Origin of the sequence: Paenibacillus darwinianus, assembly GCF_000598065.1 — a bacterium.
Taxonomy (GTDB): domain Bacteria; phylum Bacillota; class Bacilli; order Paenibacillales; family Paenibacillaceae; genus Paenibacillus_I; species Paenibacillus_I darwinianus.
The window spans coordinates 1-18,760 of the sequence record NZ_KK082139.1 but is presented as its reverse complement, the minus strand read 5'-3'; the positions used below and the strand labels follow the sequence as shown (position 1 = coordinate 18,760).

At 53.8% G+C, this 18,760-nt stretch carries 29 protein-coding genes, 1 tRNA gene and 1 pseudogene; 8 read left to right on the top strand and 23 right to left on the bottom strand.

Translation table 11 applies throughout. The features are described 5' to 3' along the window. On the bottom strand, nt 1–617 hold a 617-nt coding region (locus BG52_RS04370; protein WP_190287461.1), incomplete at its 3' end, for a metallophosphoesterase. A 155-nt stretch (nt 618–772) separates the two neighbouring features. On the opposite strand from BG52_RS04370, the pseudogene BG52_RS04365 reads away from it, so the two are divergent. Beyond that, nucleotides 773–1,043: pseudogene (locus BG52_RS04365) on the top strand (SulP family inorganic anion transporter); the annotation flags it as partial. A gap of 145 nt (nt 1,044–1,188) precedes the next feature. Next, entirely contained in the window at nt 1,189–1,809 is a 621-nt protein-coding gene (locus BG52_RS04360; protein WP_036584832.1) for a DedA family protein, read from the top strand. Between the two features lie 11 nt (nt 1,810–1,820). Here BG52_RS04360 and BG52_RS04355 read toward each other — a convergent pair whose 3' ends face one another. Then, nucleotides 1,821–2,315 (bottom strand): metallophosphoesterase family protein, encoded by a 495-nt coding sequence (locus BG52_RS04355; protein WP_036584834.1) that lies wholly within the window; start codon nt 2,313–2,315, stop codon nt 1,821–1,823. A 621-nt stretch (nt 2,316–2,936) separates the two neighbouring features. Here BG52_RS04355 and BG52_RS04350 point away from each other — a divergent pair. Together BG52_RS04350 and gluQRS are read left to right on the top strand one after the other, a co-directional pair. Beyond that, a tRNA-Asp gene (locus BG52_RS04350) sits at nt 2,937–3,013 on the top strand. 80 nt (nt 3,014–3,093) lie between these two features. Continuing rightward, a complete protein-coding gene (gluQRS, locus tag BG52_RS04345) occupies nt 3,094–4,056 on the top strand; it encodes a tRNA glutamyl-Q(34) synthetase GluQRS (RefSeq protein WP_036584836.1) in 963 nt (320 codons plus the stop codon). Nucleotides 4,057–4,148: 92 nt separating this feature from the next. Here the strand turns inward: gluQRS and BG52_RS04340 are convergent, their stop codons facing one another. The 11 genes from BG52_RS04340 to BG52_RS04290 form a co-directional block, all read right to left on the bottom strand. After that, a complete protein-coding gene (locus BG52_RS04340; protein ID WP_036584871.1) occupies nt 4,149–4,655 on the bottom strand; it encodes a ferritin in 507 nt (168 codons plus the stop codon). 110 nt (nt 4,656–4,765) lie between these two features. Beyond that, nucleotides 4,766–5,020, bottom strand: a complete 255-nt coding sequence (locus tag BG52_RS04335; RefSeq protein WP_081793561.1) for a DUF1450 domain-containing protein — start codon at nt 5,018–5,020, stop codon at nt 4,766–4,768. A 405-nt stretch (nt 5,021–5,425) separates the two neighbouring features. Next, nucleotides 5,426–5,695 carry a hypothetical protein gene (locus BG52_RS04330; protein WP_036584840.1) on the bottom strand — a complete coding sequence of 90 codons (270 nt, stop codon included), beginning with the start codon at nt 5,693–5,695 and terminating at the stop codon, nt 5,426–5,428. A gap of 134 nt (nt 5,696–5,829) precedes the next feature. After that, a complete protein-coding gene (locus BG52_RS14785; RefSeq protein WP_051587947.1) occupies nt 5,830–6,666 on the bottom strand; it encodes a sugar phosphate isomerase/epimerase family protein in 837 nt (278 codons plus the stop codon). Between the two features lie 191 nt (nt 6,667–6,857). After that, nucleotides 6,858–7,403 carry a GNAT family N-acetyltransferase gene (locus BG52_RS04320; protein WP_036584842.1) on the bottom strand — a complete coding sequence of 182 codons (546 nt, stop codon included), beginning with the start codon at nt 7,401–7,403 and terminating at the stop codon, nt 6,858–6,860. 258 nt (nt 7,404–7,661) lie between these two features. Continuing rightward, nucleotides 7,662–8,396: a nucleotidyltransferase domain-containing protein gene (locus BG52_RS04315; RefSeq protein ID WP_036584844.1), complete on the bottom strand. Its 735-nt coding sequence runs from the start codon at nt 8,394–8,396 to the stop codon at nt 7,662–7,664. After that, entirely contained in the window at nt 8,380–8,772 is a 393-nt protein-coding gene (locus BG52_RS04310) for a spore germination protein GerPE (protein WP_036584846.1), read from the bottom strand. The genes BG52_RS04315 and BG52_RS04310 overlap by 17 nt, the downstream gene beginning before the upstream one ends. Nucleotide 8,773: 1 nt before the next feature. Next, nucleotides 8,774–8,959, bottom strand: a complete 186-nt coding sequence (locus BG52_RS04305; RefSeq protein ID WP_036584875.1) for a spore gernimation protein GerPD — start codon at nt 8,957–8,959, stop codon at nt 8,774–8,776. Nucleotides 8,960–8,967: 8 nt separating this feature from the next. Beyond that, nucleotides 8,968–9,579: a spore germination protein GerPC gene (gerPC, locus tag BG52_RS04300; protein WP_036584848.1), complete on the bottom strand. Its 612-nt coding sequence runs from the start codon at nt 9,577–9,579 to the stop codon at nt 8,968–8,970. A gap of 24 nt (nt 9,580–9,603) precedes the next feature. Then, nucleotides 9,604–9,837, bottom strand: coding sequence for a spore germination protein GerPB (locus tag BG52_RS04295; RefSeq protein WP_036584850.1), 234 nt, complete (start codon nt 9,835–9,837; stop codon nt 9,604–9,606). A gap of 32 nt (nt 9,838–9,869) precedes the next feature. Then, nucleotides 9,870–10,088 (bottom strand): spore germination protein, encoded by a 219-nt coding sequence (locus tag BG52_RS04290; protein ID WP_036584852.1) that lies wholly within the window; start codon nt 10,086–10,088, stop codon nt 9,870–9,872. A gap of 147 nt (nt 10,089–10,235) precedes the next feature. Between BG52_RS04290 and BG52_RS04285 the strand changes: the two genes are divergently transcribed. Continuing rightward, complete coding sequence (locus BG52_RS04285) at nt 10,236–10,706, top strand: Hsp20/alpha crystallin family protein (protein WP_036584854.1); 471 nt, start codon at nt 10,236–10,238, stop codon at nt 10,704–10,706. A 44-nt stretch (nt 10,707–10,750) separates the two neighbouring features. Here BG52_RS04285 and BG52_RS04280 read toward each other — a convergent pair whose 3' ends face one another. Genes BG52_RS04280 through BG52_RS04265 form a run of 4 tightly spaced genes read right to left on the bottom strand, consistent with a single transcriptional unit; the run spans nt 10,751 to nt 11,773 of the window. After that, entirely contained in the window at nt 10,751–11,053 is a 303-nt protein-coding gene (locus BG52_RS04280; RefSeq protein WP_036584855.1) for a zinc ribbon domain-containing protein, read from the bottom strand. Beyond that, nucleotides 11,054–11,374, bottom strand: coding sequence for a spore germination protein GerPC (gene gerPC, locus BG52_RS04275; RefSeq protein ID WP_036584858.1), 321 nt, complete (start codon nt 11,372–11,374; stop codon nt 11,054–11,056). Continuing rightward, a complete protein-coding gene (locus BG52_RS04270) occupies nt 11,364–11,543 on the bottom strand; it encodes a hypothetical protein (protein WP_036584860.1) in 180 nt (59 codons plus the stop codon). Before BG52_RS04270 ends, gerPC (BG52_RS04275) begins: the two co-directional genes overlap by 11 nt. Nucleotides 11,544–11,557: 14 nt before the next feature. Further along, entirely contained in the window at nt 11,558–11,773 is a 216-nt protein-coding gene (locus BG52_RS04265; RefSeq protein WP_036584861.1) for a spore germination protein, read from the bottom strand. A gap of 158 nt (nt 11,774–11,931) precedes the next feature. Here BG52_RS04265 and BG52_RS15930 point away from each other — a divergent pair, with 158 nt between their 5' ends. Then, nucleotides 11,932–12,036: a dihydroorotate dehydrogenase gene (locus BG52_RS15930; RefSeq protein ID WP_190287460.1), complete on the top strand. Its 105-nt coding sequence runs from the start codon at nt 11,932–11,934 to the stop codon at nt 12,034–12,036. A gap of 160 nt (nt 12,037–12,196) precedes the next feature. Continuing rightward, a complete protein-coding gene (locus BG52_RS16610; protein WP_263280386.1) occupies nt 12,197–12,322 on the top strand; it encodes a hypothetical protein in 126 nt (41 codons plus the stop codon). 71 nt (nt 12,323–12,393) lie between these two features. Here the strand turns inward: BG52_RS16610 and BG52_RS04260 are convergent, their stop codons facing one another. The 6 genes from BG52_RS04260 to BG52_RS04235 form a co-directional block, all read right to left on the bottom strand. Further along, nucleotides 12,394–13,878 carry a pyruvate kinase gene (locus BG52_RS04260; RefSeq protein WP_190287459.1) on the bottom strand — a complete coding sequence of 495 codons (1,485 nt, stop codon included), beginning with the start codon at nt 13,876–13,878 and terminating at the stop codon, nt 12,394–12,396. 476 nt (nt 13,879–14,354) lie between these two features. Next, entirely contained in the window at nt 14,355–14,663 is a 309-nt protein-coding gene (locus tag BG52_RS04255; RefSeq protein WP_051602282.1) for a RidA family protein, read from the bottom strand. 84 nt (nt 14,664–14,747) lie between these two features. Continuing rightward, complete coding sequence (locus BG52_RS04250; RefSeq protein WP_190287458.1) at nt 14,748–15,194, bottom strand: PH domain-containing protein; 447 nt, start codon at nt 15,192–15,194, stop codon at nt 14,748–14,750. A 296-nt stretch (nt 15,195–15,490) separates the two neighbouring features. Continuing rightward, nucleotides 15,491–15,850: a Lin0512 family protein gene (locus BG52_RS04245; RefSeq protein ID WP_036584865.1), complete on the bottom strand. Its 360-nt coding sequence runs from the start codon at nt 15,848–15,850 to the stop codon at nt 15,491–15,493. A 42-nt stretch (nt 15,851–15,892) separates the two neighbouring features. Next, a complete protein-coding gene (locus BG52_RS04240; protein ID WP_036584867.1) occupies nt 15,893–16,987 on the bottom strand; it encodes a DUF3900 domain-containing protein in 1,095 nt (364 codons plus the stop codon). A gap of 46 nt (nt 16,988–17,033) precedes the next feature. Continuing rightward, nucleotides 17,034–17,333: a hypothetical protein gene (locus BG52_RS04235; protein ID WP_036584869.1), complete on the bottom strand. Its 300-nt coding sequence runs from the start codon at nt 17,331–17,333 to the stop codon at nt 17,034–17,036. A gap of 272 nt (nt 17,334–17,605) precedes the next feature. Between BG52_RS04235 and BG52_RS04230 the strand changes: the two genes are divergently transcribed. Further along, nucleotides 17,606–18,760: DEAD/DEAH box helicase (locus BG52_RS04230; protein WP_036666875.1), on the top strand; the 1,155-nt coding region annotated here is incomplete at its 3' end.

The following is an 18,760-nucleotide window of genomic DNA, read 5'->3' as shown; positions in this document are numbered from 1 at the left end:
ATTCGATTCCGTACAAACGGCTCGATGCTGTCGTCGATCACATCTCCTGGAAGCAGAATCAGATCGGGATTAATTACCTTCACTTTCTCGAGCAGCCGCGCGATGTGACGGTTCCCGACCACGTTGCCGAGATGGATGTCGGAAGCGACCGCGATCCGCAGACTCTTCCGCCCATCCGCGCTTTTCGGCAGCGCGATGTGGTAGGTTCGGACCACCGGGCTCCACGCGTTGCGGCTCCCCCAGACCATAAGCGCCGCAATCAGCAGCAGGACTGCGGTTCCAACACCGCCGACGTACACCTCCCGTTCGGCGCCGGAGCGCTTGAGCAGCCACCCGGCCAGATCGGCCAGCGGGAGAATCAATACGGCGAATTCAAACAAGGCGAAGTAGTAGGAGCCGATCACTTTCAGCAATCTTCCGGCCGGCCCGGGCAGCATCTTGGCTCTCCCGATCAGATAGGAGAATGCCAAGATCCAGAACGGAATCCAGTAGAGAACAGGGTGCCATTTCGCCGAAGACGGACGCACGAACAGCAGCCCGTTCCACCCGACGTAAAAATTCAACGCTGCAAAAAAGGCGAATATAATCGTGAATGTAAGTACGGCGCGGAGTTTCATTCGTTTATGGGGCTCCTCTTCGCTTTGGCCCGCCCGTTTTCGAAACGCGTGCCTGTTTTATGCGGATACTGTTAAGATTTTATCACAATTAACGATCAAGCTACAATTATGCCCGCGTGATTTGCGCTCGCCCTCATTCCGGAAGCGATTGCACGCTCGGTATGCTGAAGCTGGGCAAGCTGGTGACCTTCATCCCCCATTCCGTCGTAATCGGGTTCGTCAACGCTTTGGCCATTCTGATCTTTATGGCCCAGCTCGTTCATGACGAAGGTCAAAGCTGGGTCATGTACGCCCTTCTTGCGCTTACGTTAGTCATCAATTATATTCTTCCGAGATTCACCAAAGCGGTCCCGTCCGCCCTCGTCGCAATTGTCGCCGTTTCCATCCGGGGCGATTGCAGCCGGACTGAACGTAAAGACCATCGGTAGCCGCTCCTTGATCGAAAAGCTCGGATTGTCCGCAAACAGCGGACATTAAATCGTGATTTCCTAGATATTAACAAATGCTTAATTGCTTTTCCGCCCCTTTTTAGCGTATTCTTGAGACAATCAGACTCGTTGGGATGGATTTTATGGGATATGATTTGTTAACGGCTTTTATTCAAGAGCTCGGCTACGCAGCCTTTTTCTTTGCTCTGTGCTTCGGTATTATCGGTCTGCCTATACCGAACGAAGCGGTCGTCATGACCGGCGGCGCGGTTGCCGCTTCGGGATTGCTGTCCCCGGTTCCGACTTTCATCGCTGTTTTTCTCGGCATCGCTTGCGGATTAACGTCTGGCTATTTAATCGGCAAAGCCGCCGGTCGTCAATTCGCCAAACGGATTGAGAGTAAGAAGAGCTTTCATAAAACACTTAAAACATCCGAACGGCTGCGCGCCAAATACGGCAGCTTCGCGATTTGCCTGTTCGTCTTTCTGCCGCTGCTTCGGCACCTGTCGATGTATATCGTCGGCCTGAACAAAATGCCGTATCCCCGTTACGCGGCGTATACGTACAGCACCGCTGTGGTGTGGACGGCCATCTACTTCCTTACTGGCTATTTCGTCGAGGAATATATCGAAGAAATCGGCTATCGTGTCAACCGCTACGGGATAATCGTGTTTTGGTGCTTGCTCAGTGCGGTCGGCGTATACGGTATGGTCAGGTTCGCGATTTTACGCAAAAAAAGACAAGAGCGTCCCATTGATTCCTAGGGACGCTCTTTTTAATCGAACAAGAGATGGGAAGCGCGAATATCCCGCCCATCCACTTCGAGTATGCCAAAGGAGTATTTCGCCTGTCGGCGCTTATCGGTCGGCGAACCGGGATTGAACAGCAGAATGCCGTTCATCTCCTTCAGGAGCGGAATATGGGAATGCCCGAAAACGATTACATCCGGTGATTCACGCGCGAATGCTTCGCGGGCCCGCGACTCCGTTGTGCCTTTGACGCCGTGACCGTGTACAATCCCGATTCGTACGTCGCCTACCGTCACGATTTTGCGGTAGCCGAATCGCTTTATCAGCGCTTCTCCGTCATTATTGCCCGCAACACCCTCCAGGGGAGCGTACGGGGAGAGCGCATCCACCGTCGCCATGTCGCACCAATCTCCCGCATGCAGGATCAGATCGGCGTCCCTAAGCGCGTTATTCAGCTGCTCGGGCAAACCTTTAACCCTCCTGCGGGGCATATGCGTGTCTGACACCACGATGATCCGCATGCTTCCCCACCTCTTTCTTCTTATGTTCGGCCGCACAGGATTGTCGGTCTTCTCGAATAGCTGTCGGCTTCTACTTACGGCACGAATTGCTGTACGATTCGAACCGCTTTTCCGTCCCGGACGGTGATGTTCCTCGTCTTCATAGTCATGCAGCAGCCTTCTCGACAAGATCGCCCTGTTCCGTCCGCAATGATTACCGTAGCATCGTAGATCGATAGCTTGTAATGAACCAATCCTTTGGAGGCGGGCGCCGTCGATCGCGCAACCCGTTCCTCGACCCGTACCGCCCTCCTGCACACCGTGCTTGGCGCTCCATCGGATATGGCGGATGCCGTCCGGTCCGGTTCCCGACCAGATTCGCGTTTCCTGCACAGCCGTCCACTCGGACAACGTTTGTTTCCCGAAAGGGCGCAGCCTTTGAAATCGCACGAATCCATCTCTGCTCGCTGTCGACAATGTGGAACAGCGTCTTCAGAATCGAACCGTGTCCCCCGGTTCGCGGAGCAATCAATTCGACCTGCGGCACATCTTCGCATCTAACGGCATTAATTCGTTATTTTCAAAAAAAAGCTTGCGCCCGTCCAATCTTTCATGGTATGATCAGCCATGTTGTTATCCCATGGAGCCGTGGTGTAGAGGCCTAACATGCCTGCCTGTCACGCAGGAGACCGCGGGTTCGAATCCCGTCGGCTCCGCCATAACAACATTCTAATCCTTATTTAAACCGATTGAGCAGGGATAATCTCCCTGCTCTTTTTGCGCAGAGGTGAGCGAATCCATGATAAGAGGGCGTTATGCGCCGACACCTTCGGGCGAGCTCCATATCGGCAACGCCCGCACGGCCTTGCTGGCCTGGCTGCAGGTCCGCAGCACCGGCGGGACGTTTATTATGCGTATGGAGGATATCGACAAGCCGCGTTCAAAACCCGAGCTGGCCCGGGAAGCTTTGTCCGATCTCCGCTGGCTTGGCATCGATTGGGATGAAGGGCCCGACAAGGGCGGGTCGTTCGGACCGTATGTCCAGTCCGAGCGGCAGCCTCTCTATGAGGCGGCGATCGACCGGTTAACGGCAAAAGGCCTGCTCTACCCTTGCTATTGCAGCCGCGCAGAGCTGGCTGCGGTTGCGAGCGCGCCGCATGGGTTGTCCGCCGAAGGGCCTGCTTATCCGGGCAGCTGCCGGCATCTGAATGAGGGAGAGCGGCAGGAGCGCGCTCAGCGCAAAACGCCCGCGCTCCGGTTCGCGGTGCCGGATCGCCCAATTGTTTTTCATGATCGGACGGCGGGTCCGCAATCGTTCCAAGCGGGGGAAGGCGGCGACTTCGTCGTTCGGAGAGCCGACGGCATCGTCAGCTACCAATTGGCGGTCGTCGTCGATGACGCCGCGATGGAGATCAGCGATGTGCTGCGCGGCTGCGATCTCATCGATTCGACGCCCCGCCAGTTGCTCATATACGAGGCGCTGGACAAGCGTCCGCCCCGCTTTGCCCATGTGCCGCTGCTGCTGGGTGCCGACGGCAAACGTCTAGCGAAGCGTCATGGCGCCCACTCGATCCGCGCCATGCGGGAGAGCGGACTGCGTCCGGAGCTCATCGTCGGCGCCCTGGCGGCCATGAGCGGACTGCTGGACCGGATCGAGCCGATCACCCCGCTGGAATTAGCCTCCGATTTCTCTTTGACGCGAATTTCCGACCAGCCGACCGTCGTTGATGAAGGCTGGCTGCAACGACTGCGAATCTTATAGCTTCTTACTAAGGGAGAAGCCTCGCCCTCTACTGCCGCCCCAAAAAAGCCTCCGGCAGATTGTCCGGAGGCCTTCGTTCTATACAGCGCTCATCACGCCCCGGCAGGAGGTGTAAAGGTCCGCTGCGCAAACTCATTGTCCATCATGAAAAACGCGTTGCTGTCTTTCTCGATCCGCTTAAGCTTATTGATAATGCTGTCGAACATCGCTTCTTCCTCGACCTGCTCGTCAATAAACCACTTCAGGAACTGCATCGTGGCATGCTCGCGATCGTTCAACGCCAGGTCCGATAAATGGTAGATGCGCCGAGTCACGATCATCTCGTGCGCGTAGGCGTGCTCGAACACCTCCAGAACCGAACCGTAATTGTTGCGGGGATCTTCCATTCCGGTCAAATGGACGTGAATGCCGCGGTCGTTCAAGTACTTATAAATTTTCATGCCGTGGAACCGCTCCTCCTCCGCCTGAACCAGAAAGAAGTTGGCGAACCCGTCAAGGCTCTCGGCGGAGCAATAACCCGCCATGGCCGTATAAACATGGGCCGAGAAAAATTCGAAATTCATCTGCTCGTTCAGCGCTTCGCTTAACGTATCGTTCAACAAGCGGGTCACAACCTTCCGTCTGAATTTACTGATTCGCAATTGCTTAATACAAGAGTAACAGAACTGCGATAAGAATGACAAACGGAATATTCAAAGCTGCGTTTGATTCACACCGGCACGAACTCCTTCTGCCGGGACTCATCGATTAGCTTCTTCAACTGGGCATACAGCTCGTCGGGCGTTTCGGCGCAAATCAGGTTGCCCTTGCCCACCCGGGCGATGCATTGCTTATGACATTGCTTGCAATGGCCCAAGCAATCCTTCTTCTTCTGCTTTACCTCGGGATACTCGTGCTTCAAGCCCTTGTACACCGTTTTGGAGCCGAGCCGTTCGTTCCGGCAGCAGTATCTGATCGTTTTCACCTGTTCGCTCACCCGCCATTGAATTCAATCTATCGTCACGGTTCACTACTCCTTATCTTAATGAGATTCATTCTCATTGTCAACAAATACAACCAAAATACAACCAATCTTTCTTTTGGGCTTATCTCTCCCGCCTTCTGAGCCCGTCTCTCATCCATTTCACTATGAGAACAAACCACAGAACGATGCCGACGACCAAACCGGTGAGCGCGCGAGCTCGCGGACCCTTTTATCCGGACCGTTCGTCAAGCAGCAATACGTATGCTCATTAAGTCCGAAAAAGGTTTCCGGGCTCCACCTTGCGTAGATGTGCCGGTCACAATAGTCCGCTATAGAATCCGGATTGCCGGAACTCGAACATGCGCTCATCCACAAAAAAGGGCAGCGTTTCGAAGTAAGCGCCGTTCACATCGGTCGTATCCAGATAAGGCATAACGCCGGAGTCGCCGGCTGATCGATTCGGATGCGGACGGTCAGGAAGCCGAGATCGAACGGGCACACGATGACATCGACCGACAATATTTCGAAGGGCATTGAAAAATATGGCGTTTCCAGTTGGTAATTCTCGCCCTGCGCTTTTGACAGGCGTTGGAAGGCTTTCAGGTTGTGATCCCGCGGGAACAACACGTTTCCGGTAAAATGCAAATAATAACGCTCCAGCCTTTTATGCGACACATGGAAGCCCTCCTCCGTAGAAGGCTTGTTCCAGCTCCGTGTGGTCCAGGTAGAAGGGCGTATAAGCGGCGTACTTCTCCAATGCCTTAATTAATGCCTGTTTTAACGCCTGCCGACAGAAGTTAAACTCCGGTTCATGCCGGTTTGTTCATGACATTTTCGGCCATGCTTCTCAATCCGTCGAGCGCCTCCCACGCATCCCCGTCGTCCAGATACGTAAGCGACAAAGGACCGCGGAAGCCGGCATTCGCGCACAACTCCAGGCAGCGGTAGAAATCGTCCTCATCGACGATGCCGCCGGACTTCGTTTTGGCCTTGGCATGCACCGTATCGGCGTATGGCATCACATCCGCCAATTGGCGGTATTTGTCCTTGGGAAAGTTACCGAAATCGACCGTCAGTCCTACGCGTCCACCGCATGCTTCAAGCAAATGCTTCACGTTATCCGAGGTCGACAGCAGGCTGCCGATGTTCTCCGTGACGACACGAACGTTGCGCGATTTCGCATACTCAGCCGCATGGCGCAGCCCGTCCGCCGCGCGCATAATAGCAGGCCGATCCCCTGGTTCCGACTCGCCAGCGGGAATGCGTACGCATACAAAACCCCCATCGGCTGCTATATCAATCCAACGCCTGTACCAGGTCAGGTCGATACGACGCCGCAGCGAGTCGGCTGACGACAAATCTCCATAGTCAAGCAGCAGCGACGTCAATTGCACATTCTGCATGCGAGCTTGATCCCGCAGATGCTCCAGCCCTTCCTCGGACGTATCCTGCAAATGGCAATAAGGGATTTCTGCCGCCCGATAACCTCTGCGCGCAAGCTTGGCTAACATCGCGGATAAACTCATTTCCTCGGGGCGGTTCGAGACTTTAAGCACCTGTTCCTTCGTATCCTCATTCCATTCAATCAGTCGCAGCGGTCCCATATACCGCTCGAACGACCAAGCATTTAACGATAACACTGGCATGCCGGCACACCTTCCTTATAGATCGTGAGTGATAGGTCCTTACGTTTTTTTAACCAACAGCATGACTTCCGATTCAGCAGACACGATTTTCCCTCATCGGCTATCCATGGCAAGCAAAAACGCGGGATCGTCTCCCGCGCTCTATGCGCTTCCTTTAGCAGCCTGCCGTGCAAATTGCCCGCCCGGTACGATTACAGCCGCCCGCTGTTGCTGAACTCCTGAATCGGACCGTTCCATCGCTCGTCGTTCAGGTCTGTTTCCTTAAAGGCGCCCGCTGTATATTCATGAATGACGTTGCGCCAAAATTGCTGCGCGCTCAAGTTCTCCCGCTCCTGCTTCACTTCCCACTGGCCCTGCCACGTATCGAAAATTTCTTTGACGATCACCTTGCCAATCGAGCGGCGGCGCCACTTGCGCATAATGAAGAAATCCGCGAGATTGCGCGTTGATGGCGTCTGCGGCGCAAGTATGCTGAACGTGTTGATGAGCGCAAAGCCGGCAAGCATATCGTTGATCTGAATCAGAATCGGCAGACGTCCTTCTTCTTGCCGGCCGTGTTCGGTAAAATAGTGATCGAAAAACATATAATCGAACACGCCGTGTTTGTCGGGGTCCTTGCCGTTATATTCGCTCGTATCGTACAAGTAGAATTGGATCATGTTGCGGAGCACTGGCTTGTCCACGACCGACGCCTCTACAAGCTTGATGTTGTATCCGTTGTGATGGATGAAGATCATACGCTCACTCCTTCGAATGTGCTACCTAACTAGTATACACTTTCCGGCGTTCATTTGGTAAGCGTTTACTGAAAGTTATTGAATACCCTTCCTCATAAAAGACGCAGCAGCTCCCGCGATGATGTTGGACGCCTCACGAAAGCTGCTTTCAAAATCGTTGTTCGATGCCGGAACCCCGACTTCCCTGCAGGCAACACAAAAAGATGAGCTCCGAATCGAACCCATCCTCCAAAGGCAAACCTTGCAAGAAGCAAAGATTCAAGGCTCATCCGGCTCCTCGGGATTGCCTGATACCCCCTCGATCCATCCGACTCTCAGCTTGCCTCCGTAAGGGGCGAGCATGGCGCGCACAAATTCGACGATCTCGCTGCGGGAACCGCTGCGGTAAAAGCAGTCCATCGCTTCGGCGAACTGCCGCGCGACGGCGGGATTGTATTCCTCAAGCGCCCGATAAGCCCATTTTCCGACACCGAGCCAACGCTTGTTCGCGCGCAGCAGAAACAGGCCAAGCAGCTCTGAAATTTTGTTCAGAACGAACAAGTTCTCCGCCCTGCAATCGGAGTTCGCAAAATCCTCCAGATGCTCGGTAATCTCATAGCGGTATTGATCCAATTCCTCAAGCGGACGTGCGTAAGGCCCTTGCAGCCACACCTCTTTCGCCTGCGCGATCCATGCGGCGGCCTGGCCATGATCGATGACGATGACGCCTTCCACACACATTCGAACGATCGAAGGAATCCCCGATTTGCGGGCTTCCTTCAGGAAATAAGGAAACTGCTTCGGCGACAGAAGGAAAACTTCGAATATCGTTGCGAACTTCCGGTCGATGCAGCGAATCGATTCCTCTGCGCTCTCGTCGAAAATGACGAGGTCGATGTCGGAGCCCTCCCCCGCTCTCCCTTGCGCCGCACTGCCTGCCAGCAGCACGGTCCGGGCTTCCGGATAATATTTGTTTACATATTTTCTCACGACTTGCTCATGCGCGAGCTTCACTGTCCGCCCTCCTTGGCCTCGGCAGCAGCTGCCGGATATGCTTCATCCGACTTTCCGCCTGAATCAGCCGATTGGATCCGATCTGTACGACGGAAGCGGTTGACACCCCAATGATATCCAGGCTGCCTACCTGAATCAGCGGCTTTACGTTACGGATCGATACCTGTACCTGCTCATCCTGAATCGGGCGCGGAATGGGCGCGGTGAATAAAGGATCGTTAAAGTTGCCCTCGTTTCCGAGGTAGGTCGGAACTTCTCTTTGCACAGCAAATACGCTGGAGCTGGGAGCAATCACAAGATTATCACCGGCTTGAAAAATAGCGGAAAACAAGATCGTTCTTATTTTCACCGTTCCCACGAGCGATAAGCGCGTCATGTTATTTTCCCGATTCCGCCGCAAAAGGTACCAGCTGCCCGATGATCAACGCTTCCGGAGGCGTGTCGAACACGGAAGCCAGACTGATCGTTTCCGTGTCTCCGATGAGTACGACGGAAGAACTGCCTACTCCGATTATGCGGATATGTCCGACCTGCAGGCTTTCGTTCACGATGTTCATTCGTATACGGTCGCTCAACGTTCCTCTCCCTTTCCAAAATGCTCGACATATCGCTGCAGGGCAGCGTCCACGTCCTGCTTCACTTTATGGAACACCTGTTCGCGGATCGTCTGAATAGGCTGGCCCTTTTCCGCTTGCATGTGTTGAAAATAAACGCGGATACGTTCATCAACCTGCTTGAGCATATCCTCGACGATCAGGTCACGGTCCTTGGGAGCCAGCGCCAGGCTGCGGGCATTCGCTTCCTTCTCCAATAGCTTCGGTACCTGCTCCCTAATATAAGCGCCCGCCTCCTTGCGGATCGGCTGCTGCGGATCATCCGAGCTATTCGTCTGACCGAACGAAACGTCCTCCTGATGCTGCTGCCCCATGTCGAAATCCTGAATAACACCGGTGTCGGCAGGAGAAATGCCGATGATGAGCGTACCGTCCAATCGTTCGACCTTCAACTGCTCGAAGCTGTACTCAATTTTCTCGATGTTCGTTCTGGGCAAGCGCTCCAGATGCTCCAGTTGAGTCCTCACGGCAGCTAATTCCTGCGTCAATACTTTTATTCTGTCGCTTTGCCACGCCAGCGCCCGATGCATTTCCTGCTGCAGGCGAACGATGTACTGGAACAGGTCCATAGGCTTCTCCCCCTATGGTACATCCTACGCTTCCGGTTGCTCTGATAGCACAGAACGTTGACCCAAGTCAGGAGGCGGAAACGGGACGATCGGTATATTGGGTTCACCCGCCTTGGGGGCAGGCCCGGTGAAGCCACCCGTATTATACAAATTGGAGAACGGTTTGATCAATCCTGCCGTACCGATCTGAAGCACGGAGGAATTGGCAATGCCGTCGACGCGCAGATGGTGGATCGTAATCGTCTGCTGAACGTTCATGCTATCCGCCCCCAATTGGCTATTTCGATCGTCTAGAACGTCTTCACAGTATCGTCAATCACATCGTTGTCCATCGTATTCGTAAGACTGACGCCATTATTCGTCATCGGTAAATCGCCTGTATTAAACGACCCGGCGCCTGCAAAGGTCTTGGACGTGCTCCTCGGGGATAGAACGATCGCATCTCCCAACTGTACGATGGAACTGGATGCTACGCTTAGAATTTTGATATTCCCCACAATAGCCGGCATGCTGATCCCTCCATAATTGCGCCCACTCTCAGCATATGACTCCCGAAGTGTGTATGTTCCGCCTGAACTCCCGATTTCTCACGGTGTGTCAATCGGGCTGACTTCACATAATATACGGTAATAGATGAGCAGGAGGTGACAACCGTAATGGATCATCAGAATCAGATGCTGGATTGGCACGAATTCGAGAAGTTTATGGTGAAGCAATTTCCCTTCATACCTGAAGGACAATTGACAACGCACGGGGAAGGACTTGATCCAGTCGGGGATTATGTTGGCAATATCATGAAACGTTTCTTCAAAAATCCGTCGATGCGGCATCCCTACTTCAACCCGTTTAAGGACGGCGGCGGTATTGATTATGATATGTTCGAATCTCATCGGAGCGTATTTGTGCAATGCCGGTTGCCGAAACAAACGTCTCCGCACGAGCTGAACTTTTCCGTCAATAAACGAAAGCTGAAAGTCAAGAACGCCGAATGCACGCAGATCATACCGCTCACCTGCGACGTCGACCCGGCCCGGTCGAAGGCGACGTATAAGCAGGGTTTGCTGGAAATCCGGCTGCCGAAAAAAAACAGCTCCGGTCCCTATCACGATATTATGCTGCGGGAGTGAGCCTTTTGATGAGACGGAGAGGCCGATGCCGGCCCTCCGTTTATTTAGTAGAAGAAGGGATGGGAGAACTGTTTCCATTCGTCGATGTCATATTTCTTAAGTACTTTGTTCTCCGGAAACGCCCCGAACAGCAGTCCCGCCTTGTTGTACGCCGTGATAGACCCGCAGCGGACACAATAGGCGGCTTGATCGTCGTTTATAAACCCGCAAGGATCATCAAGCAAATCGCCCTCATCCATACAACGGTTCGTAACAGGCGCCCCGCAATCCGGACAGTACTGGTACTGTGCTTGTACGATACGCCCGCATCGGAGACAGGCCCGACGTTTAGCCTTCTCATCCGCCATTTACAGCTCCTCCATGGGGTGTGCCTGACTCAGGTTCTCGGCATTTACGGTTTGGCCGTCTTCATTTTCCTTCTGCTTGATCCAGTTCTCCAGCTGCTTCGGATCGGACAGCGCCGTCAGTCCGATGTTCAGGGTGCCGGATAAATCGTGTACGGCCAATTCCTGAACTTTGTACGTAATATTTTCGATATGAACCGGCTTCATTTGCCTCAGGCCCTCGGTTAGCCGTCCGGATTCGATTTGCAATTCCGCCACACGTTTTTCCAGACTTTTAATCCGGTCTTCGAGCAGCCGCAAATAAGTGTACATGTCAGCATACATTTTGCCCCACCTCGATATTGCCTTCGGCTGAGACCAATTGCTGCACTTCCGGCGGCTCCGGATAGCTTCGTATAACAGATGTATTTCGGCTCAGGATGGTTTTGCCGATGTTAATCGATCCGACATGACTGATGCAGTTGATCTTAACGACGGCAATGGAGATGATCATTCTTCACATCCTCCTTACAGCTGGGAGTTGTTCTGATCGGCGAGATCAGGGTCATTGACATTGGCCACTTCACGGTTGTTCGACAATGTACCGTCGCCTACCACGGTGTACCCTCCAACTCTTTTCTGGATGAAGGAGTGTCCTTTATGAAGCGTGTTGCCGAAGTTGACAGAGCCGTTGCCGGCCACGCTGGTGATTTTAATGTTGAAAATGTTGTTTACATTAGGCATCTCCCCACCCTCCATCTTCTTCACTATATGGTTAAGTGCGGAGATTCGTTACAACCGGGACAGCCGCCCAATTCCCGGCGAAGCGGGCTATAATCCAATCTTAAAGGCTTCATTCTAAATACACTGGTCGTATGATATGAGAAAGGAGGGGAAGGACAATGAGTGCAGTAGGTGGATATGGAAGATTTTTCGGTACTTCCGCAGGCGTCATCCTGGTACTGTTTATTCTTCTCGTCATCGTTTCCCGCGCCTTCATTTACTAAGATGTCCTGACTCGTCAACCGTGGCGGAGAGATGCTTGTGCATGCCTGGAATCCGATCTATGCAGACTCGATCCCTCCGTGTCCCGGCACAACAGTAAAGGCCGAACCCTCGTGGGTTCGGCCTTTCGGCGTTCGGCGCATAACGGCAAAGGTAATGAAAATGAGAAAAGCATTATTCACCGCACTTGGTATGGGAGCCGCTTATCTGATGCGCAACAAAAGCGCCCGCGACTGGTTGATGTCGCAAATCCAATCGTTCACCGGCAAAAACAGAACGCCGCGATAAGCCATTCGGGAACCAATGACACATTCCCTCTCCTCTTCGGATCGGAGAGGTTTTGTCATGCCCGGCCGCTTCTAGTCGTGCATCAGTCTTGTAATCGTTTTTGTATGATGTTTGACCTGATTCAGCAACAGCAGCGTCTCCTGCAGAAAGGAGACGGTTTCCTTCATAAACGGCCCTTTGTTAAGCATGACACAATCAAATTCGCTTCCGAAAGACAGGTCCGCCAGTTCAGCGCGGGACGGCATGCCCTTCTTCGCCATGGTGTCCAATACTTGTGTGGCGAGGATAACCGGGACATGGGCTGCGCGGGACATCGCCAATATCTCTTCCTGAACGACGGATAATTGTTGGAAGCCGATTTCAATCGCCAAATCTCCTCTTGCCACCATCACGCCAAAACGGGCAAATGTCAGTCCCTCCAGCAGCAGGCTTGAAAAATGATGAACGGCTTCCCTTGTTTCAATTTTGGCGATGACCGCAATATCCGATTTAACCGACTCGTCCAGAAGCTCCTTCAACCGGCGCAAATCATTAGCGTCATGCACGAAGGAAACACCGACCATATCCGCATGCTCGGCTATGAATGCCAGATCCTCTGTGTCCTTTCCGGTCAACGCGGTGATCGATTTGCCCACGTTGGAATCCGGCAAATTGATTCCCTTGCCCTCTTTTAAGACGATCGGGTAGTCAGGCGCCACAACCTTTACATCAACGAAGCGCTCATTATGCCTGTATACGATGCCATGCACCTTACCGTCATCGATGAAAACGGAATGTCCTTCCCTTAATTTGGTAAATGCCTGGGGTAAGCTGACCGAGATGCAAGCAACCCCCGTAGGGGAGTAATCGCCCTCCAGCTTGTCATTCAAATAGATCCGTAAAGAATCGGATTTTTTGACGAACAGCCTTACCGGCTTCTTGGCCAGGCTTGCTACTCGTAAATTGATATGATAGTCCTCATTGTACAGCGTAGTATGCTCATCGAGATAGGCGGTCTGATCGAGACTTGCTTCCAATCCGGACGGCATAACCTGGAGAACCAGCAAGGTCCTCCTTTTCCCTCGGATGTCCCGAAACGCCAGGCGATCGCCCTCCTTCAACAAATGCAATTTGTCATGGGGCAGGATGGGTATCTCAAAATCAAACGCCTGGCTGGACTCCATGCTTGCCGCCGGCGGATGGGGACCGATAAAGCCCCGTAGCGATTCGAGCGGCTGTCCGTATTCATTTTTTTTAACGCTTATTTTTAGCGGATACCCGGTTTTGCGAATCGGGCCGACGCGGATTTTGGGACCCGCCAAATCCATATAAATTTTGCATGCTTGCCCTCTGTATTGCCCTTTGCCGCGCAATTGTTCCTCGGCGCCGCGAACGGCTTCAATCAGCTTCGTCCATATGCTTCGGTCGCCATGCGCGCAATTGATGCGGGCAATCGTCATCCCATTGGCCAAAAATTGCTCGATAACCGGAGACGCGAGCATCCTAACGTCCAGCGTCAGCATAATATGAGGCGATTCGGCATCCCGTTTGGTTCCGAACAGCGCCTCGCTCCTCATGCGAATGATTGACGGCGGGGGGGCTGCGGCCGTGATCTGGTTTGACGGCAGGATCCCTAAACGGGAGCAAATGATTTCCAAGCTGTGTGCGACATGTTGGTACGTGCTTAACCGTAGTCCCCTGACTCGCATCGCCGTCAAAAAATCCGTTTTCACGTTTTTTTTATACGTAAGAAAGGCCATTAAGTTAACCGCGCTATACTGCTGGAGAGCAGTTGGGTAAGTTACCGTGAGAAGGCCTCCCTGATCTTTAACCGTTCGATATAATGTCCAGACTTGACTAATAAATTCGGCATCCGTCATATAGCCCATACCAGCCGTCACTCCTTGAAAATGAGCTGTCTAGCTATTGTATGAACCTCCCGTTGATTTATGTTTTGGGCAAAATTTTTCATCTGATGGATGTCGTCTGATGGTCCTAGGCTCTCCTAAAGTGATAAACGTTAGATCAATCCTCACTTTGTCCCCCAAACACATCAACCAATCATCAAGTCGGAGAATCCGTTCAACACTTTTGCGTGCTCTAAGAAGGAAGGAACCGCGTTTACGAAACCTTGCGCCTTGACGACCCTTCTCACCCGATCCAAAGAACCCGTATACTCCTTGACTGCAGCGAGCACTTCAAACCCTGCTTGTCTGGCAAATTGATAACCTTGTTCGGTTGTAAAATGTTCACCGAGCTTGCCTTTCTCTTCTTCGGTTGGTCCTTTTCCTGAAATGAACAGTAGGCCTACTATAGTGCCGGTTCGAAGATGTTCCAATTCCCAATATCGACTACCCATCATTCCCCCTCAAGCCCCAGAATACGCCACTATTATCACCATCAGAGCAAACCGGTAGACTTGACTTGCTCCTGTCTGTAACAGTCATTATTCCAACGGCCCGATAATCAGCGACGGGCACCGCCTGACGAGTTCTTCGATGAACCGCTGCTTGTCCGCCGGGGACAACTTGACGCTGGTGAACCGGCCGGAACGGTAATGGATCTCGAGTGTATCCTTGGACATCGTCGCCCGGTAACCGATCCAGCGATTGTTCGCCTTCGATACCCGGGTGATGTGTCCGTAGAGTATTTTGCTGCGGAACGGGCCGACAGTTACAATCAAGCCCTCCGCATCCATGACGTAGCTGATGCCGAACAGCAGCCAGCCCATCAGTACAGTCAAGCCAAGCGCAATACAAACCACCACGACATCCGATAAGAGCGTGGCGCCTTCCGAGCGAAAATACGGTAGCAGAATTACCATATCCAGCAATCCGATGAAAAACAGTCCGCCCGCCTCGAGTCGTCCGTCTCTCTTTACGCGAAAACGCATCGTTCGCACCTCCGCCCTTACAGCCATGACTGATTTACCTCCAATCGCAGCAATTCGCCGTGATGATGTTGCCTTCCTCGTCAATCATGATACCCGACGGCGCGAAGGCCGTGTCCCCCGTAGGATACAGCGGCCAGCAGCAGAGCGGCAATCATCGGCAGCTTGATCGCGTGATTCATTGCTTTCCCCCTACGAACAAACAGCTCTCACTCACTAATTAACCACAAACAACAAAATAACGCCACCATTAAGGCGGCGTTATCTGCAAATGAAACACAATGTTGATGCCGCTCCTCTTAATAACCGACTTCCACCGACGCGATGACCACGTAGATCAGGTCGTTCACATCGTCCTTGTCCGGCAATACGACTCCGCTCGTCGTGAGCATTCCGCCATCCACAATCTCGACGGACACCTGCCCGTACGGCAGCGCCGCCTTCACCGCCGCAATGTCCAGCTTGTCCTTATCGCAAGGAACGGCAAGCTTCACATTAACCTTCATGTTGTCGAGTGTGCCGTCCGGCAGCACGGAGCGCAGCCCCGGCATCGAATTCGAATGAATCGCATTTTGCACGGCGCGGACCGACGCCTTCGTAATGTTCTGGCCGTGCAGGTCCGTTCCCATACCGATCTCGATAAAAAACAATTTGTCCATGCGCTCTATTACCCCCCATTAATGTTTAATGTCATAAATCATTCAGTCCCAAGGCGCATCATCGTCTGCTGATGACTGCCCGATCCGATCCAGCACCGTTTCAAGCGGGTCGGGGTGGAGCAGCTCAACCGGAGACATGCCGCGGTCAAACTGGAAGGAGTCGCCTTCGAGCATGACGACATATTTGCCGTTATGCTTCGTAAAATGGATTTTGGTGCCGTAATCCGCCAGCAGCCCCTTCACGGCTACGCCGTCCAGCTTGAACCCGAAGCCGAGATCGGGCTTATGCTCGATCAACTGCGCTGCGGCCTCCGTTACCGTCTCATGCGTCCAGCGCCCCTGAATGTCGCGCTTATCGCTGGCAGCCCAGAACTCCAGCTTCTGCTCGTCCTCCTGGCGCAGCTCATTGTCTTGCGGCGTATCCTGCCACTTCTCCTCCATGTGCTGGTGCACCATGCCGAGGATCTGTTCGTTCATCAGCTCCGGCAGCGGCTTGTCGTACGATACGTACTTGAGGAAGTCCTCGAAGTAACGCGCATGCGAGGCCTGATGGATTTTCAGCTCCCACGGCTCGATCATGCCCTCCTCCGGCATATGCGGATATTGGATCGACTTGATGTTGCGGGCGCTGATCGCCATCTCGACATGCGAAATCAGGCTGCGTTCGTCCGAAATGCGGGCAATTTTAGGCTCGAAATCGCACTTCATCAAAAAGACGAATGGCTCGTCAAAATGAGTCTTCATTGTGGCTGTTGCCGCGATCAAGGCGCCTCCCCGAACGGCGCTCGTATCCATATAGACGCGGACAATCTCATCGGCAAAGCCGAGAAATTGCTCGCGGTTATCGGCGGTGCGCAGACGCTGCAGCAGGTTGAAGTTCGGATTCGCGGTCAGCTCGTGGCCGGGCTCTACCTCGAAGCGCCCGATTTTGGTCGGAGCGTTCACGCTCCCGGGATTGCGCTCGACCTTCCGTTTGAGGATGCGCATGAACTCACTGTCGAGAAAGCTTTTCAGCTCGCTGTCGTAATAGGCTTCCCCGTCCAACGTCTGGAAATGCTTGAGCTGCTTGGATGCGCCGGCCTCCTCCCCGTCGGTCTGGATAACGAAAAACGACAAGTATTGAATGGATAAAGACATGTGATGCGCGGTCTCCTTTATAATCGTATAGATGGCGCCTGTCTGCTCAAAGACCGAACCGCTCGATTTGCTCCCACAGCCCTTCCCGGGCCAAAATCTCTCTCTGTTTGCTGCCGATCAGGTCGTAATGCGGATAATCGTCTCTGGCATGGATGTATTCGGGATTGAGTCCATTGCTCCTGCACCAGCGCGACAGCTTGCCGAGATCGGCGCAGCCGACCTTCGTGACCGTCGTGCTGTCCGGCCACCGCGCCTCAAGCCAGTAATGCGTCATATAGGCAATCTCTCCGGCGGCTACCCGCTTTTTCCACTCGACGAGCTCCGCTCTTTGTAATCCGAATGCCATCGGCGATTCTCCTTTGATTGTAAGTGAACAGGGTTCCTGCTATTGCTAAATCCATTATACCGGAACGGCGCGCAAGTCGGAAACCATCTTTCTATGAACTTTTGCGCCGCCGCTCCAGACGAGATTGCTTCCGGAGACAAAGCCGGCTGTTGCACGGTTTCGGCGAAAAAGCCGCCAATATCCGGCCCCGATGGCGCGTTTGCTTTATTTTCCTTCCCGAACTGGTATACTAGGGGAATCATACAAACGCAATGTGAAAAGAGGACGAATAAATGACAACCCCCTTCGACAAGCTCGGCATACGCGCGGAGGTGACGGAGCAGTTGCGCCTGCAGGGCTTAACGACTCCGACTACCGTGCAGAAAAGCGCCATCCCGCTTTTGCTGGCCGGACGTGACGCAATCGTACAAGCCCAAACCGGAACGGGCAAAACGCTCGCCTTCGCGCTGCCGATCCTGAATCGGATCGATCCGAATAATAACAACGTGCAAGCCTTGGTCGTAACGCCCACCCGCGAGCTTGCGATCCAGATTACCCAGGAATTCAAAAAGTTGAAGGATGCGGTCGGCGCCAACGTGCTGGCCGCTTACGGCGGTCAGGACGTAGACGCGCAGATCCGCAAGCTCGACGGACGGCCGCAGATTGTGGTCGGCACGCCGGGACGGCTGCTCGACCATCTGCGCCGCCGCACGATCCGGCTGTCGGAGCTTGAGGTGCTTGTGCTTGACGAAGCGGACCAAATGCTGCACATGGGCTTTTTGACCGAGGTTGAAGAACTGATCGCGCAAACGCCGGAAAGGCGCCAGACGGTACTGCTGTCGGCTACCATGCCGGATTCGGTTCGCAAGCTGGCCAAGCGTTATATGCGGGAACCCGAGGATGTGACGATCCGCACCGAGCGAGTGACGCTGGACAGCATCCGACAGATCGCAGTCGACACGACCGACCGCTCGAAGCAGCCGACGCTGATTCGTTTACTGGAAACGTACAAGCCTTATCTTGCGGTTATTTTCTGCCGGACGAAAGTCCGCGCGGCCAAGCTGAACGAAGCGCTGATCGAACACGGCTTCCTCAGCGACGAGCTGCACGGCGAATTGACGCAGGCCAAGCGCGAGCAGGTCATGAAGCGGTTCCGCGACGCGAAGCTGCAGCTGCTCGTCTGTACGGACGTTGCCGCCCGCGGCATCGATGTTGAAGGCGTGACGCACGTGTTCAACTATGACATTCCCCAAGATTCGGAGTGGTACATCCACCGAATTGGCCGGACCGGCCGCGCCGGCCAGCGGGGCGTCGCCGTAACGCTGGTAACGCCGCGCGATCTCTCGCGGCTCGACGGCATTGAGCGCGACATCGACGCGCGTCTGGAGCGCAAATCGATGTCGGAATTCGGCGTAGGCGCAGCCGCCGATGATCACGAAGCGGCGCAG

Excerpts from the sequence above, each read along its gene's own strand:
- BG52_RS14785 (WP_051587947.1), bottom strand. The coding sequence starts at position 6,666 with ATGCCAGTGTTATCGTTAAATGCTTGGTCGTTCGAGCGGTATATGGGA.
- BG52_RS04250 (WP_190287458.1), bottom strand. The coding sequence starts at position 15,194 with ATGCGTTTTCGCGTAAAGAGAGACGGACGACTCGAGGCGGGCGGACTG.
- BG52_RS04260 (WP_190287459.1), bottom strand. The coding sequence starts at position 13,878 with ATGAGGAGCGAGGCGCTGTTCGGAACCAAACGGGATGCCGAATCGCCT.
- BG52_RS04280 (WP_036584855.1), bottom strand. The coding sequence starts at position 11,053 with ATGGCGGATGAGAAGGCTAAACGTCGGGCCTGTCTCCGATGCGGGCGT.
- BG52_RS04360 (WP_036584832.1), top strand. The coding sequence starts at position 1,189 with ATGGGATATGATTTGTTAACGGCTTTTATTCAAGAGCTCGGCTACGCA.
- BG52_RS04240 (WP_036584867.1), bottom strand. The coding sequence starts at position 16,987 with ATGTCTTTATCCATTCAATACTTGTCGTTTTTCGTTATCCAGACCGAC.
- gerPC (WP_036584858.1), bottom strand. The coding sequence starts at position 11,374 with ATGTATGCTGACATGTACACTTATTTGCGGCTGCTCGAAGACCGGATT.
- gluQRS (WP_036584836.1), top strand. The coding sequence starts at position 3,094 with ATGATAAGAGGGCGTTATGCGCCGACACCTTCGGGCGAGCTCCATATC.
- BG52_RS04310 (WP_036584846.1), bottom strand. The coding sequence starts at position 8,772 with ATGACGCGCTTATCGCTCGTGGGAACGGTGAAAATAAGAACGATCTTG.
- BG52_RS04295 (WP_036584850.1), bottom strand. The coding sequence starts at position 9,837 with ATGAACGTTCAGCAGACGATTACGATCCACCATCTGCGCGTCGACGGC.
- BG52_RS04290 (WP_036584852.1), bottom strand. The coding sequence starts at position 10,088 with ATGCCGGCTATTGTGGGGAATATCAAAATTCTAAGCGTAGCATCCAGT.
- BG52_RS04235 (WP_036584869.1), bottom strand. The coding sequence starts at position 17,333 with ATGGCATTCGGATTACAAAGAGCGGAGCTCGTCGAGTGGAAAAAGCGG.
- BG52_RS04245 (WP_036584865.1), bottom strand. The coding sequence starts at position 15,850 with ATGGACAAATTGTTTTTTATCGAGATCGGTATGGGAACGGACCTGCAC.
- BG52_RS04270 (WP_036584860.1), bottom strand. The coding sequence starts at position 11,543 with ATGATCATCTCCATTGCCGTCGTTAAGATCAACTGCATCAGTCATGTC.
- BG52_RS04285 (WP_036584854.1), top strand. The coding sequence starts at position 10,236 with ATGGATCATCAGAATCAGATGCTGGATTGGCACGAATTCGAGAAGTTT.
- gerPC (WP_036584848.1), bottom strand. The coding sequence starts at position 9,579 with ATGGACCTGTTCCAGTACATCGTTCGCCTGCAGCAGGAAATGCATCGG.
- BG52_RS04320 (WP_036584842.1), bottom strand. The coding sequence starts at position 7,403 with ATGATCTTCATCCATCACAACGGATACAACATCAAGCTTGTAGAGGCG.
- BG52_RS04255 (WP_051602282.1), bottom strand. The coding sequence starts at position 14,663 with ATGATGGGTAGTCGATATTGGGAATTGGAACATCTTCGAACCGGCACT.
- BG52_RS04265 (WP_036584861.1), bottom strand. The coding sequence starts at position 11,773 with ATGCCTAATGTAAACAACATTTTCAACATTAAAATCACCAGCGTGGCC.
- BG52_RS16610 (WP_263280386.1), top strand. The coding sequence starts at position 12,197 with ATGAGAAAAGCATTATTCACCGCACTTGGTATGGGAGCCGCTTATCTG.
- BG52_RS04355 (WP_036584834.1), bottom strand. The coding sequence starts at position 2,315 with ATGCGGATCATCGTGGTGTCAGACACGCATATGCCCCGCAGGAGGGTT.
- BG52_RS15930 (WP_190287460.1), top strand. The coding sequence starts at position 11,932 with ATGAGTGCAGTAGGTGGATATGGAAGATTTTTCGGTACTTCCGCAGGC.